We start from the raw sequence: 13,666 nt of genomic DNA, 5'->3' as shown, positions 1-13,666 counted from the left end.
GGCGCCACCACGCTCACGGCAGCAGCAGCGACACGATCGGCGGCCAGATCAGCAACACCGACAGCGCGAGGATCTGGATCACGATGAAGGGCAGGAAGCCCCTGAAGATGTCGGTGAGCGAGATGTGCGGCGGTGCCACCGATTTGAGGTAGAAGGCCGCCGGCCCGAAGGGCGGTGACAGGAAGCTGACCTGCATGTTCATGCAGAACACCACCCCGAACCAGATCGCCACATGCCGCGGGTCGAGCTGACCGAAGACGCCGATTTCCTCGACCGGCAGGCGCAGCACGATCGGCAGGAAGACCGGGATGATGAGCAGCACGATGCCCACCCAATCCATGAAGGCGCCCATGAACAGGAAGATCACCATCATCACAAGGATGATGCCCATGGTCGGCATGTCGGCGCCGACGATGAGGTTGGCCACATAGGTCGGCCCGCCGGCAATGGTGTAGGCGCCGGCCAGCGCGGTCGCCCCGATCGTCACCCAGATGATGGTGCCGGTGGATTTCAGGGTGCGCATCAGGCTTTCCCACACGATCACCGGCATGTCCTCGAGGCGCATGACGAGGCTCACGATGCCGATGCCGACAAGCACCACCAGCGCCTCCTGAAAGCCGATCCTGCCGGTCAGGCTCAGCGCCCATGCAAGCACGACGGCGCCTGCAAGGCCGGCCAGGAGCCAGACCCATGTCTCACACAGGCGCTGACGCCATTCGGGCCAGGACTTGTGCAGGATCGCGGTGATGAAGAACACCGCCACCGCCCCCATGCCGGCGGCCTCGGTGATGCCGGTGATGCCCATGTAGATCGAGCCCAGCACCACCCCGATGATGACCAGCGGCGCGACGAGCCCCTTGCCCATCTGCCATGCACGGATGGCACGCTGCGTGCCGAAGACGAAGAAGATCAACGCCAGCGACACGATGAAAATCAGGGCCGTCTTCCAGATGTAGTCGGGCGTGCCGAAGATGATCGGATCGACGTTTTCGATCGCCACGTTCTGGCCGGTGACGGTGAAGAAGACCGCCCGCACAAATCCGAGCGCCGAAACGCCGGCCGTGATGATCGACAGGAAGGTGAGGAACAGCACCGTCTTTTCGCCGCTCGGCGGATCGTCGGGACCGGGCTCGGGCAGCGGCGCCTGCGCAGGATCGAGCTGGGTGCGGATGATGATGTAGATGATGATGAAGGAAGCGAGCATGAAGCCCGGCAGGAAGGCCGCGGTGAAGAGCGCCTTGATCGAGGTTTCGGTGATCAGGCCGTAGATGATCAGCACGATCGAGGGCGGGATCATCGTGCCGAGACTGCCCGAGGCGCAGATCGTGCCGATGGCAAGGTTCTGATTGTAGCCAAGGCGCAGCATCTGCGGCAGCGCGATCAGCCCCAGAAGCACCACCTCGCCGCCGATGATCCCCGACATCGCCGCCATGATGACGGCCATGATCGAGGTGACGATAGCAATGCCGCCCCGTGTCCGGCTCAGCCAGACGTTGAGCGAGTTGTACATCTCCTTGGCGATGCCCGAGCGCTCCAGCAGCGCCGCCATGAATATGAACAGCGGCACCGATATGAGCACGTAATCCGTCATCAGGTCGTAGATGCGCTTAGAGAGGATCGCGAGCGGTCCCGAGCCGAACTGACGGAACAGAAGGTCGGGCCCGAAGCGCATCACCAGCACGGCGACGGCGAGGAAGGCGGAGGCAAAACCCAGCGGCATGCCGATGGCCAGCAGGAACAGCATGCCGAAAAGCAGGATCAGCGAAATGGTGCCGATATCGAGCATCAGTCGTCTCTCCCCAGCGCGCGTTTGATCGCGGCGATCTCTTCGGGGTCGACCTCGTCAACCGCCGAGTGATGTTCCGGCTCCCGGTTCCAGTCACGAATGAGATTGGACACCGCCTGAATCGACACCAGCGTGACCACGATCAGGATCATCGGCGAAAGCGTTGCCGGAATCGGCGGGTCGAACGCGGTGCCGAAAGTCTCCCAGCGGAGGAACTGCGCCTTGGCCTCCCCCCAGCCCCCCCAGATCAGCGCGGCATTGAAGAGCAGGATGAAAATGACTGTCAGGACATTCGCCAGGCGCTGCGCCCAGCGCGGCATCAAGTCATAGCCGAGATAGATGGCGATGTGGCTGCGCTGCTGCATCGCGTAGAGGCCAGCAAACAGAAACAGGAACCCGGCGATCCACAGCGTCAGCTCGTTGGCCCAGAGGGTTGGGCGTTCGAAGACGTAGCGCAGCACGACCTCGAATATCATCACCGAGACCATGAGCACGACGAGCAGCATCGTCACCCGCCCGATGAAGACGGAAACGCGGTCGAAGACGCCCCACTCGGCATATTCCAGGTGGCTGCGCTGCACGGTCAGCACGCCATGGATGAAGACGACCGGCAGCAGCGCCAGGATCACCCAATCGAGCCATGTCGCGGTGCGGTAGGTCTCCTGCATGTTGGCGTTGCCGCCGATGGTCACCAGCATGTAGGAGGGCATGTTCCAGATCACCCATGCCGCCAGCGCCACCACCCCCACCGCGGGCAACCATTCGCGCAACTGGCCGTTGCTGGTCTCGGGCAAGACGCCCTTGGAAGCCGCCTCGGATGTCACTTCTCCACTCCGTATCGACAGGCGGCCAAGGCCGCCTTCCAGCCTTTCGGAAAGCAGGCCCCCCGCTTGCGGGAGGCCTGCCGGTTGCCTTTGGCCTGCAGGCCGGATGTCGGATCAGTCGACGAGTCCGAGCTTCTTCATCCAGGCGCGGTGGCTGGCCACGAGCGCCTTCGCCTCGGGCGTGGTGGCGAACTCGTCCCAGGTCTCCTGCGCCACGGTGCGGAACTTCTTCAGGTCCTCCTCGGACCAGCTCCACAGCGTCACGCCCTTCTCGCGCAGCATCACCGCGGCTTCGTTGTTCTTCACCTCGGTGGAGATGGCGGTGTGCAGCGCCAGCGACTCCATGGCCACCAGCATGATGCGCTGCAGATGCGGGTCGAGCGAATCCCACAGATCCTTGCGGCAGGCGAGGTGGTCGGACGGCATCGAGTGGAAGCCGGGGAAGGTGGCGTGCTTCACGAGGTCATAGAGGCCAAGGCCGACGTTGTTGGCGAGCCCCGAGGCATCCGCCCCGTCGATGATGCCGGTCTCGAGCGCGGTGAAGATCTCGGTGAAGTCCATCACGATGGGCTTGGCGCCCAGCTTCTCGAAAATGCGCGTCTCCATCCCCGGCGGCGAGCGGAACTTCCAGTCCTTCAGCGCCTCGATGCCCGGCAGGGGCTTCGAGGAGGAAAGCGACTCCTGCCCGTACACCCACCAGCCGATCAGCTGCATGTTGTACTTGTTGTACAGTTCCTGGGCCGCGTCCCAGCCGCCGCCGTAGTAGAGCCAGCTGAGCTGCTGGTAGGGCGTGGCATAACCCCCCATGATGTCGCCCACGAACTGGAAGGCGGGGTTCTTGCCGACCTGATAGCCGCCGCCGGTCATGTCGCAGTCGAGAATGCCGGTGGCCGCGGCGTCAAAGGTCTCGGGGGATTTCACCACCGACGAGGAATAGAACACCTCGAACTTGATCTCGCCGTTCGACATCGTCTCGACGTTGTCGACATATTTGGCCACGAGCTGGCCCGAGGGGTGCTCCGGCGAATAGTGCGTCTGCAGGCGAATCACCGTCTCGGCGCTGGCCGCACCGGCGGCGAAGAGAGCGGCAAGGCCGACGGCCGTCGCAGCGGATCTCAAAAGGGTCATGATGTCCTCCTCCCAGATGGTCGAGTTGCGGGACCGCACGGCGCGACACCGCGCGCGTCCACCAAGGGCAGCCTAACGTATGGTCCGACCAATGCAACAACAACTTGATATACCACACATATCGTAGCATGTCAGAGGCGCAGACCTTCGCACGCGCAGCATTGCCCGGACGCGCATTGCGCTGCGGGGCGCGATGGCAACGGCTGATCTGAGCGCTTCAGCCGGCCTCGGCCTGGCGCTCGAGAAGCTCCAGAAACAGTGCCGAATGGTCCATCTCACGCCCGCCAAGCCGGTTTACGAGACGGTCGAACCGGTCACGCATTTCCCTTGTGAGCGGAAGAGTTGCGCCAACGGCCGCGGCTTCCGCGAGCACGTTGTCGAGATCCTTGAGCTGCAGGTGCGCCGGCCCGCCCGGCGCGAAGTCGCGGTCGGTCATCCGCGCGCCGTGCTGCTGCAGTATGATTGAATCGGCGAAGCCTCCCTTGAGCGCCTGCCGCACCGCAGCAGGATCGGCACCGCCCCGCTCGAGCAGCAACATCGCCTCGGCGACCGCGCCGATGGTGATTCCGACGATTGCCTGGTTGGCGAGCTTGGCCAGCTCCCCTGCCCCGGAGGGGCCGACAAGAACCGGATTGCCCATCGCCTCCAGCACCGCCCGGACGCGCTCGAAGTCTTCGGCGCGCCCGCCAACCATGATGGCCAGGGTTCCCGCTTCCGCCCCCTTCGTGCCACCCGAAACCGGCGCGTCGAGATGGGCCACCCCCAGCGTGGCGAGATCGGTGGCCTGATTGCGCGCCTCCTCGGGCTTCACCGAGGCCATCTCGATCCAGATCGCGCCGCGTTTCAGCGCCGCCCGCAGCGCCGGGTCGGCCTGCACCGATGCAGTGGCGCTCCCGTCCGCAAGCATCGAGATGATCACATCCGCCCCTTGCACCGCCTCCGCGGGGGTTGCGCAGACCGTCGCACCATCGGCGGCCAGTGGCGCGGCCTTCGCCGCAGTACGGTTCCACGCCCTCACGGGAAAGCCAGCGGCCAGCAGATTGCGCGCCATGGGCATGCCCATCAGTCCGGTGCCGAGAAAGGCAATGGTCGGATTGTCGGTCATGTGCTTCGCTCTCCCCCTCAGACGGTGGCGGTAATGCCGCCGTCGACATAGATCACCTGACCGTTGACAAAGGAAGAGGCATCGCTCGAAAGGAACACCGCCGCGCCCACAAGCTCGTGCGGTTCGCCCCAGCGGCCGGCAGGGGTACGCGACTCGAGCCAGGCGCAAAACGCCTCGTCCTCGATCAGAGCGGCATTCAGCGGGGTGCGGAAATAGCCCGGCGCGATGGCGTTGACCTGCAGCCCATGCCGCGCCCAGTCCGCGGCCATTCCCCGGGTGAGATTGCGGATGGCGCCCTTCGTCGCGGTGTAGGGCGCCACCCCCGGGCGGGCGAGCTCAGACATCACCGAGGCAATGTTCACGATCTTGCCCCGTCCACGACGGATCATCGCGCGCGCCACTTCCCGCGCCACCAGAAAGACGCCGCGTACGTTCGTATCGAAGAGCTCCTGCCACTTTTCCTCCGGAAACTCCTCCAGCGGGGCACGGTGCTGGATACCGGCGTTGTTGATCAGAATGTCGATGGCGCCGCGAGATTCGATATCGGCCACCGCCTCGGCCACCTCCGCCGGATTGGTGACGTCGAAGGCCGCGGCGCTTGCCGACAGCCGGTCCGCCCTCAGCGACTCGGTGGCGGCCGCGAGACGCTCGGCGTTGCGCGCATTCAGCACCACATGTGCCCCATGCTCGGCCAGTCCGCGCGCAATGGCCAGCCCCAGCCCCGAGCTCGCCCCCGTCACCAGCGCGCGCCGGCCCGTCAGATCGAAAAGCCTGCTCATCGGCTCCTCCCTTGCCTCCGTCACAAACCCCTCTTCCCACACTAGGATTCCACCCACGCTTCGGCTAGGGCATGGAACAGGCAGACGGGAGGGAGAAACGCGCATGGCAGGCGAGAGGAAGCCCGGGCTTCTGGTGATCGGCAACGTCACCGAGCGGATGATGGAGCGGTTCAAGGCGGAGTTCACCGTGCATGAGCTGTTCAGACAGCCTGACCGTGACGCCTTCATCGCCGCCCATGCCCCCGAGATCGAAGCCGTGGCGACCGACGGGCACTGGGGAGTCCCCCCGGAGCTGATGGCGGCGCTGCCGAACCTGCGCATCATCTCAAGCTTCGGCGTCGGCTACGACGCCATCGACGCAAAGGCGGCCGCAGCGCGGGGCATTGTCGTGACCCACACCCCTGACGTGCTCAATGACGAGGTTGCCAATACCGCCATCATGCTCTGGCTCGCGGTGGCCCGGCGCCTGGTGGTGATGGACAACTGGGCGCGTTCGGGCCGCTGGGAGCGAGAGGGCGCGCCTGCGCTCACCCACTCGGTGCAGGGCCGGCGGGTGGGCATCCTGGGTCTCGGCCGGATCGGAGAGACGATCGCACGCCGGGCGGAGGCATTCGACGCCAGGGTGAGCTACCACAGCCGCGCACCCAAGGATGTGCCCTGGAGCTACGCCGCCACGCCGGTCGAGCTTGCACGCGGGACCGAGGTGCTGTTCGTGATCACCCCTGGCGGGGCGGAGACGCGGCATCTTGTCAATGCCGATGTCATCGAGGCGCTGGGGCCTGAGGGAATCCTCGTGAATGTCTCGCGCGGCTCGGTGGTGGACGAGGCGGCGCTGATCGACGCCCTCCAGCGCGGGGCTCTCGGAGGCGCGGGTCTCGACGTGTTCGAGAAGGAGCCGCACATCCCCGATGCGCTGAAGGCCATGGAGAACGTCGTGCTCACGCCGCACATCGGCTCGGCGACGGTGGAGACGCGACAGGCGATGGGTGATCTCACCTGCGACAACCTCTCGAGCTTCTTCCGCGACGGCACGGTTCTCACGCCGGTTCCCGAATGCCGCGGCATCGCCCGGATCGCCGCGCGCACGCTGGCCTAGGAGGTGCCGGGCGGGGCATGGATTTTGCTTGACGAGCGCGGCGGACTCGCTTACCTCCCTGCCGCGCTGGCGGAGTAGCTCAGTTGGTTAGAGCAGCGGAATCATAATCCGCGTGTCGGGGGTTCGAGTCCCTCCTCCGCTACCAGGCTTACCCTCTGATTTTCCTGCCTGATTCCGCTTCGCCTGCCTTCTTGCCGCTGCCGGCCCGAAGGCGGTTTTCAAAACGGTTTTCAACTTTCCCGTTCCGTTCCTGTTCTGTCCTGACCCGGAATCCCGTTCATCTCAGGTTAGACCTTGTTCGGTCATTGTTCCCATGCCAATGTGGGAAAAACTGACCCAGGGCAGGAACCATGAGCGACTTCTCCAGACTGCGCAGAGCCGCAGCCGTGTCAGTTCCCGAAGCCGCAGCGAGGCTGGGTGTCTCAAAGAGCTCCGCCTACCGCTGGGAGAACGGCGAGGCCCGCGCGCCCGCGCACGTCCTGAGAGCGCTCGAGAAGATCGCCGGTATGCCCGCCCCGCGCCCCGAGCGTTTCCGGTTCATCGACCTGTTCGCCGGCATCGGTGGCCTGCGCCTCGGCTTCGAGGCGATCGGCGGTCGCTGCGTGTTCACCTCGGAGTGGGACAGGCATGCGCAGGCGACCTACCGGGCAAACTTCCGCGACGGTCCCGACCATGTGTTCGCCGGCGACATCCGGGCGGTCGGGGCTGAGGAAATCCCTGCGCATGACGTCCTTCTCGCCGGTTTTCCGTGCCAGCCCTTCTCCATAGCGGGCGTCAGCAAGAAGAATGCGCTCGGCCGCGCTCACGGCTTTGCCTGCGACACGCAGGGCACGCTGTTCTTCGACGTCGCCCGCATCATCGCCCACCACCGGCCGGCCGCGTTCCTTCTCGAGAACGTCAAGAACCTGACGAGCCACGACCGCGGCCGCACGTTCAGCGTGATCATGCGGACCCTCGAGCGCGAGCTCGGTTACGACGTCTCTTGGCGGGTGATAGACGCCAAGGGGTTCGTGCCGCAGCACCGCGAGCGCATCTTCATCGCCGGCGTCCGGCGCGATCTGGCGGCGCCTGTGGACCTTTCGCAAATGGCGGTTCCGGATCCGGCAGCGGGACCGAAGCTCCGCACGATCCTGCATGCCGAGGATGGCACCGAGCCCCGTGACCCCGCCTACCTGGATGACGCCGGCCGCGTGCTCCCGAAATACACTCTCTCGGACAAGCTGTGGCGCTACCTGCAGGACTATGCTGAGAAGCACCGGCGCCGTGGGAACGGCTTCGGTTTCGGCCTCGCAGGGCCCGATGACGTGGCCCGAACCCTTTCGGCCCGCTACTACAAGGACGGCTCGGAGATCCTCGTGCCGCAGGGCCACGGCCGAAATCCGCGGCGTCTGACGCCGCGCGAATGCGCCCGGCTGATGGGTTTCGAGCGGCCCGGCCGCGCGGACTTCGTCATTCCCGTCTCCGACACCCAAGCCTACCGGCAGTTCGGAAACGCGGTTGTCGTTCCGGTCGTCGAGGCCGTTGCCCGGCACATGGAGCCGACCATCGCATCCCTCGCCGGAGCGGTCAGCCGTCACCCGGCGGGCGTCGCTGCGGAATAGAGGGCGGGGCGTGCGGAGGGAGCGCCTTTCCCGTCTGTTCACGGGCGTCGCGGTCAAGCGGCTTGCCGCGGTGGAGGCGGAGCCGGCTGCCTCGAATCAGCATGAGTTCAATGGCACGCTGGCGCTGCGGCGCTTGCTCGGCACGGAGCGGCGTGAACGCATGCCCGCGAAATTCATCTGGCTGGGAGGCGAGAACGAAGGCCTCTCGGCCGACGGCTTTTTGACATGGTACGACGCGCGCGAACGGCATCCCACGCGCTCGGAATGGCGACTGTACTTCCCGTCCAACGAGGTCATGGAGCTGGCGTCGGAAGGCGACCTTCTGCTCATCGCCAGGCGACCGGACGGCGAGCTTCTCGTTGTCGTCGTCCCGGCCGGCTCGCAGCTCGAGCCGGGCATCCTTTGGCTGTTCGACGTCGGGGACGAGGTCGGGAGCGGCTTCCTGTTCCAGGATATCGCGCACAGCGACCGTGAGCTCGACTTCGCCGCACGGTTCATTCTCGACGAGCTCGGGATCGATGCCGGCAGCCCGGAGGAGGGACGGCTGGACGAGCTGGCCGAAAACCTGCTTCGGGCCTCCGGCGGCAGCTTCCCCTCCACAAGCGTGGTTTCCGGTCTGGCGCGCGCGGAAGCGGAGGCGCCTGATCCGCGGGAGGATCCGGACGGCGCGCTGATGGCATGGCTGGACTTCGAGGAAGCGCTCTTCCGGCGTCTCGAGCGCAGCTGGTTCGTCATGCACCTGCCGGAACACTGGAGCGCCGGCGGCGATCCGGATGTCGAAGGACTACTGAAGATGGCGCTTTCCTTCCTCAACCGGCGCAAGTCGCGGATGGGCCTTTCGCTCGAGCACCACGTCGAGGAGGCAATCCGCGCGTGGCGCCTGCGCTACGACCGCGGCGCGTCCACCGAGGGCAGGTCGCGTCCGGACTTTCTGTTTCCGGGCGCGCGCGAGTACCACGATCGGGCCTTCGATGCGCGGCTGCTGACGATGCTCGGCGTGAAGTCGACGCTGAAGGATCGCTGGCGGCAGGTGCTGGCCGAGGCGGAGCGGATACCGGAGAAGCACCTCCTGACCCTGCAGGCCGGCGTCTCCGTCCACCAGATGGACGAGATGCGGCGCAACAGCCTGCGCCTCGTGGTTCCGCAAAGTCTGCACGCGGCCTACGACCGCACCGCGGAGGGCTGGCTCATGCGGTTCCACGATTTTCTCGGGCTGGTGCGCGAACGGCAGGCGCGGGCAGACGCTCCCGGATGACGCGCTCGAGCGTCTCGGGGTTCCCGGTCTCGCACTCCCATATCACCACGACCTTCCATCCTGCACGTTCGAGCTCCGCCCGCGCCTTGGCGTCTCTCGCCACGTTGGCCTCGAATTTCCGGCGCCAGAATTCCGCGCGGGTCTTGGGCTCCGCGGCGTTGGGGCAGCCCGAATGACGGTGCCAGAAACATCCGTGGACGAACACCACGGTGCGATGCTTCGGCAGGACGATGTCCGGCCGACCTGGCAGATCGCGGCGGTGCAATCGGAAGCGGAAGCCCATTGCATGAAGTGCCTTCCGGACGCGCAGCTCCGGTTTCGTATCACGGCTCCGGATCCGCGACATGTTTTCGGAGCGGGCGGCGGGGGTCAGGCGGTCCATGCTGAACCGTTAACCGCCCATTGGAGGAGTCGGCAAGCTCGCCGGAGAAGGGTTGGATCCTCGGCTCATCCTTCACTTTCGGGACGGCGTGCGGATGCCGGGCGAATTTCCGGATAATGTCTCGCGGGACGATTGTCGCGACATCATCGTGCAATTAGAGTGGCGAAGCCTTGAGGCAGCAAGCGGTGGCGCGCAGGATGCATGCTTCCAACGACGACAGGTTCCAGTTTCGCGTTCAGCTATCGATCTTCGATCATCTGTCTGACGGGCTCTACAGCAACGTGGCTGCCGTGCTCACAGAGGCCGTGGCCAACGCGTGGGACGCGGACGCGAGCCAAGTGTCCATCTACATTTGCGGCGAGAACGGACTTGCAGATAACTTCCGCGATGCGCAGAAGCTGGTCATAGAGGACGACGGCCACGGCATGGATCGCGAAGCCGTCCAGGACCGGTTCCTCACGATCGGATACCAGCGCCGGAACGAAGGCGACCGTACGCCCGGCGGCAGGAAGGTGATGGGGCGCAAGGGCCTCGGCAAGCTCTCTCTCATGAGCATCGCCGATCAGATCCGGATCGCGACGAGAAGGGAGGGGTCCGCACCGGTCGGCTTCCTCATGAACGTGGCCGAAATCCGTAGAACCGCGCGGAAGGGCGCGGAGGTGCCGGAATTCGAACTGCCTGCCGAACCGGCAGAAGACGCGCCAACCCCGCATGGCACGAGGCTGATTCTGCAAGGCCTACGGGCGCACAGGGTGCGGGCGACCGGAATCGACAACATTCGCCGCGCGCTCGCCCGCCGTTTTGCCGTCCTCTTTGGGAGCGACTTCTCGGTTTTGGTGAACGGACAAAAGATCGATCAGTCGGATCGGAAGGATCTCGAAGACATCGAATTCCTGTGGAAGACTGAAGGCGTGGAGGTGCCTCTCCCGGCCGCGGCTGCCTCTTTGGAAACCTTCGCGTTCCCCGGCAGGGAGGAGGACTGGCCGAATGACTGGAAGGTCGAGGGCTGGATCGCGACCACCAGGCGCCCGATCGGCGGGGAGGCCAATGCGCTGCCAATCTTCGCCAGGGGGCGGATCGCCGCCGAGAATGTCCTTCCGAAGGTGAAGGGTAAGCAGCACTTTTACTCTTACGTCACCGGCCAGATCGCGGCCGACTTCCTCGACCTCGACGACAAGCCCGACATCATCCTTTCGGACCGTCAACGGCTTCTGGAGGACGATGAGCGCGTCGCGAAGCTGCAGGAATTCCTTCGAAAGCAGCTGGGACGGATGGAGGCGGAATGGAAGAGACTCCGGTCGGCGAACAAGCACGAGGACCGGCTGCGGCGCTATCCTAAGCTGAGGGAGTGGCTGGATGGCCTGCCGGAGGGATGGCGCGACAAGGCAGCGAACCTGCTTCGCACCATTGCCGAACTCGAAGCGGAGGACGCGCTCCCGGTCAAAGACGAGAAGCCCCTTCTTCGTGCGGCCGTCATGGGCTTCGAGCGGATCAGACTGAACGGACGCGAAGACGAGCTTCGCGAGGCGGCAGAGCGGTCAGACCCGGAGGCGGTCATTAGGATCCTGACCAACTACGACGAACTGGAAGTCGCCGCATATCGGGACATCGTTCGCGGCCGGATCCAAGCGGTCAAGGACCTTCAGAAGCTCCTTGAGGACCACAGCACCCTCGAAAAGGTGTTTCAGAAGCATCTCTTCGACCACCTGTGGCTGCTCGACCCGTCGTGGGACCACGCTACGGACGACGAGGTAATGGAGAGGCAGCTTTGGACTCTAGGGGGCGACGCCTTCGCAGACGACGAGGCGACCAAGGACAAATTCAAGAGGGTGGATATCCGTCTGCGACGGGCGGGAGGAGGATATGTTCTTGTCGAACTCAAGCGCCACACCGCAAGGCCAAAGGCCACCGAGCTCTATGAGCAGTGCGAATCCTACAAGGAATATCTGGACGCCGCCACCCGCGAAAGACACACGATCGTCGTAGTGGTCGGCCAAGGTATGCCAGAAAAGGATCGTGAGAAGGCCGAGAAGCTCATGCGAACCGTCGAGCCTTCCGCCGTCGTCGTGACGTACGAGCACCTCTTGGACAAGGCCAACCGCGCGTACTCCGAATTCATGGAGAAGACCAACAAGCTCGCCACATTGGATCGCCTCTTTGACGAAGAGATCGAGATTGGCGAGACCCACGCGGAGGATGGGACCATCGATGCCTGACGGCGGCACCGACCCTTCCCGTAGCCACATCATGGCCGCGGTTCGAGGGAAGAACACGACGCCGGAGCTGCGAGTCCGGAAGTGCCTGCATGCGATGGGCTACAGGTTCCGCCTTCACAGACGCGATCTTGCCGGCACGCCGGATATCGTGCTTCCGAGGTATCGCACCTGCATATTTGTAAACGGCTGCTTCTGGCACCGGCATCCGGGTTGCAAGAGGGCGACGTCACCGAAACGCAACGCGGAGTTCTGGGAGGCGAAGTTCGCTCGAAACGTCGCTCGCGACGAGGCGAATGGGCACGCGTTGACGGCCGAGGGCTGGAATGTCGTCACCATCTGGGAATGCGAAACGGTGGGCTGCGAAGGGCTCACGAAATTGCTGCGGTCGGTGCTTCCTCGACGCTCCTGAGGATGGCCCTGCCTATCGCCTCCCCTAGCTTGGGTGGCACGGCGTTGCCGATCGCCGTGCCGCCGGCCTTCAATATGGGCCGAGTTCCCTGCGGGAATAGCTGCCAGTCGGGGGGAAAGGACTGCAGCAGAGCCGCCTCACGCAGCGATATCGCCCTGTCCTGTTCGGGGTGGCCGAAGCGCCCGCTGCCGAACCCATAGCATTGAGTTGTGATCGTCGGGGCAGGTTCGTCCCACCTCATTCTTCCGTACACGGAGGGATAGGTGCGCCCAGTGCCACGCCGGTGGCAAGCTGCGCGCAGGTCCTCGGGCCAGTCGCGCCACGTTCCGCCGGGCTGCGAGGCTCGGATCCTCGCCATATTGAGGGGCGAAAGTCGGGACGCGACGTGCAGAGGATCGCGGGGGTCAGTTTCGCCGGCCCGCAGTGGCGACAGATGGCCGATCGCGTCGCGCACGGTGCTCGGGGCTTCGCTTGACGTCGAGCGAGGCAGCGCGGCGCGTCCCTGCAGCACGCCGACGAGCACCAGCCGTCGTCGATGCTGGGGCACTCCGAAGTTCGCACAGTCAACCACGTCATGGCCGACGCCATAGCCGTTGTCGTGGAGCGAGGAGACGAATCGATCGAACACTTCATGATCCCGCAGCCCGGGCACGTTCTCCATGGTCACTACATCCGGGCGCAGCTCCGACACGATTCTCGCGAATGACTTCAGCAGCGCCCAGCGATCGTCCGGCGCGGATCTCGTTCTGCCGTATGTGGAGAATGGCTGGCATGGCGCGCAGCCCGCGAGGACGCGAACGCGCGCTCTGGCGTAGAATGGCTTGAGATCCTCCGCAGACAATCGGGCTACGTTTGCGTGCAGAAAGGACGACCTTGAGTTCTTCTCGTAGGCCCAGCGGAATCGGTCGTCGAGATCCACTCCGGCAGCTACCTTGACACCCGCTCGCTCGAGACCAAGCGTCAGCCCCCCGGCGCCGCAGAACAAGTCTATCGCAACGATGCCCTCCGCCAAACGTTTGCCCCCTTTGTCACTTCCTGCGCGGTACTTGCCTCTATGGGTACCCGACGGAAAACTCTAGGTCACC

Annotated in this window: 12 protein-coding genes and 1 tRNA gene; 6 read left to right on the top strand and 7 right to left on the bottom strand. The window is 64.9% G+C overall.

The features are described from left to right. Positions 1 to 13: 13 nt before the first annotated feature. The 5 genes from BLQ14_RS09635 to BLQ14_RS09615 all read right to left on the bottom strand — a co-directional run bounded on the left by BLQ14_RS09635 (position 14) and on the right by BLQ14_RS09615 (position 5,622). A complete protein-coding gene (locus tag BLQ14_RS09635) occupies positions 14 to 1,786 on the bottom strand; it encodes a TRAP transporter large permease (RefSeq protein WP_092500352.1) in 1,773 nt (590 codons plus the stop codon). Beyond that, positions 1,786 to 2,610 carry a TRAP transporter small permease subunit gene (locus BLQ14_RS09630; protein WP_245657061.1) on the bottom strand — a complete coding sequence of 275 codons (825 nt, stop codon included), beginning with the start codon at positions 2,608 to 2,610 and terminating at the stop codon, positions 1,786 to 1,788. The genes BLQ14_RS09635 and BLQ14_RS09630 overlap by 1 nt, the downstream gene beginning before the upstream one ends. A gap of 114 nt (positions 2,611 to 2,724) precedes the next feature. After that, positions 2,725 to 3,738 carry a TRAP transporter substrate-binding protein gene (locus tag BLQ14_RS09625; RefSeq protein WP_092500351.1) on the bottom strand — a complete coding sequence of 338 codons (1,014 nt, stop codon included), beginning with the start codon at positions 3,736 to 3,738 and terminating at the stop codon, positions 2,725 to 2,727. A 217-nt stretch (positions 3,739 to 3,955) separates the two neighbouring features. Beyond that, entirely contained in the window at positions 3,956 to 4,864 is a 909-nt protein-coding gene (locus tag BLQ14_RS09620; protein WP_281220851.1) for an NAD(P)-dependent oxidoreductase, read from the bottom strand. Beyond that, a complete protein-coding gene (locus tag BLQ14_RS09615) occupies positions 4,861 to 5,622 on the bottom strand; it encodes an SDR family oxidoreductase (protein ID WP_092500349.1) in 762 nt (253 codons plus the stop codon). The genes BLQ14_RS09620 and BLQ14_RS09615 overlap by 4 nt, the downstream gene beginning before the upstream one ends. A 103-nt stretch (positions 5,623 to 5,725) precedes the next feature. On the opposite strand from BLQ14_RS09615, the gene BLQ14_RS09610 reads away from it, so the two are divergent. The 4 genes from BLQ14_RS09610 (at position 5,726) to BLQ14_RS09595 (ending at position 9,574) form a co-directional block, all read left to right on the top strand. Beyond that, positions 5,726 to 6,718 carry a 2-hydroxyacid dehydrogenase gene (locus BLQ14_RS09610; RefSeq protein ID WP_092500348.1) on the top strand — a complete coding sequence of 331 codons (993 nt, stop codon included), beginning with the start codon at positions 5,726 to 5,728 and terminating at the stop codon, positions 6,716 to 6,718. Between the two features lie 68 nt (positions 6,719 to 6,786). Continuing rightward, a tRNA-Met gene (locus tag BLQ14_RS09605) sits at positions 6,787 to 6,863 on the top strand. Positions 6,864 to 7,068: 205 nt separating this feature from the next. Continuing rightward, the gene (gene dcm, locus BLQ14_RS09600) at positions 7,069 to 8,319 is read left to right on the top strand and encodes a DNA (cytosine-5-)-methyltransferase (RefSeq protein WP_092500347.1); all 1,251 of its coding nucleotides are present in this window, start codon (positions 7,069 to 7,071) and stop codon (positions 8,317 to 8,319) included. A 70-nt stretch (positions 8,320 to 8,389) separates the two neighbouring features. Beyond that, entirely contained in the window at positions 8,390 to 9,574 is a 1,185-nt protein-coding gene (locus BLQ14_RS09595) for a type II restriction endonuclease (RefSeq protein ID WP_245657059.1), read from the top strand. Here the strand turns inward: BLQ14_RS09595 and BLQ14_RS09590 are convergent. After that, a complete protein-coding gene (locus BLQ14_RS09590; RefSeq protein WP_092500345.1) occupies positions 9,507 to 9,956 on the bottom strand; it encodes a very short patch repair endonuclease in 450 nt (149 codons plus the stop codon). The genes BLQ14_RS09595 and BLQ14_RS09590 overlap by 68 nt on opposite strands. Before the next feature lie 197 nt (positions 9,957 to 10,153). On the opposite strand from BLQ14_RS09590, the gene BLQ14_RS09585 reads away from it, so the two are divergent. Both BLQ14_RS09585 and BLQ14_RS09580 read left to right on the top strand, forming a co-directional pair. Next, entirely contained in the window at positions 10,154 to 12,172 is a 2,019-nt protein-coding gene (locus BLQ14_RS09585; protein WP_092500344.1) for a BbrUII/HgiDII family restriction enzyme, read from the top strand. Next, a complete protein-coding gene (locus tag BLQ14_RS09580; RefSeq protein WP_342670240.1) occupies positions 12,153 to 12,581 on the top strand; it encodes a very short patch repair endonuclease in 429 nt (142 codons plus the stop codon). Before BLQ14_RS09585 ends, BLQ14_RS09580 begins: the two co-directional genes overlap by 20 nt. Here the strand turns inward: BLQ14_RS09580 and BLQ14_RS09575 are convergent. Beyond that, positions 12,541 to 13,566, bottom strand: coding sequence for a DNA cytosine methyltransferase (locus BLQ14_RS09575; RefSeq protein WP_245657078.1), 1,026 nt, complete (start codon positions 13,564 to 13,566; stop codon positions 12,541 to 12,543). The genes BLQ14_RS09580 and BLQ14_RS09575 overlap by 41 nt on opposite strands. Between the last annotated feature and the right edge of the window lie 100 nt (positions 13,567 to 13,666).

The organism is Meinhardsimonia xiamenensis, from assembly GCF_900102905.1.
GTDB classification, from domain to species: domain Bacteria; phylum Pseudomonadota; class Alphaproteobacteria; order Rhodobacterales; family Rhodobacteraceae; genus Meinhardsimonia; species Meinhardsimonia xiamenensis.
Note: the sequence above shows the minus strand (reverse complement) of the source record. Positions and strands in the feature narration are given on the sequence as shown.

Bases quoted from the DNA above. Each gene is read 5' to 3' on its own strand.
- BLQ14_RS09635 (WP_092500352.1), bottom strand. From the start codon at position 1,786: ATGCTCGATATCGGCACCATTTCGCTGATCCTGCTTTTCGGCATGCTG.
- BLQ14_RS09625 (WP_092500351.1), bottom strand. From the start codon at position 3,738: ATGACCCTTTTGAGATCCGCTGCGACGGCCGTCGGCCTTGCCGCTCTC.
- BLQ14_RS09615 (WP_092500349.1), bottom strand. From the start codon at position 5,622: ATGAGCAGGCTTTTCGATCTGACGGGCCGGCGCGCGCTGGTGACGGGG.
- BLQ14_RS09610 (WP_092500348.1), top strand. From the start codon at position 5,726: ATGGCAGGCGAGAGGAAGCCCGGGCTTCTGGTGATCGGCAACGTCACC.
- dcm (WP_092500347.1), top strand. From the start codon at position 7,069: ATGAGCGACTTCTCCAGACTGCGCAGAGCCGCAGCCGTGTCAGTTCCC.
- BLQ14_RS09590 (WP_092500345.1), bottom strand. From the start codon at position 9,956: ATGGACCGCCTGACCCCCGCCGCCCGCTCCGAAAACATGTCGCGGATC.
- BLQ14_RS09585 (WP_092500344.1), top strand. From the start codon at position 10,154: ATGCATGCTTCCAACGACGACAGGTTCCAGTTTCGCGTTCAGCTATCG.
- BLQ14_RS09580 (WP_342670240.1), top strand. From the start codon at position 12,153: ATGGGACCATCGATGCCTGACGGCGGCACCGACCCTTCCCGTAGCCAC.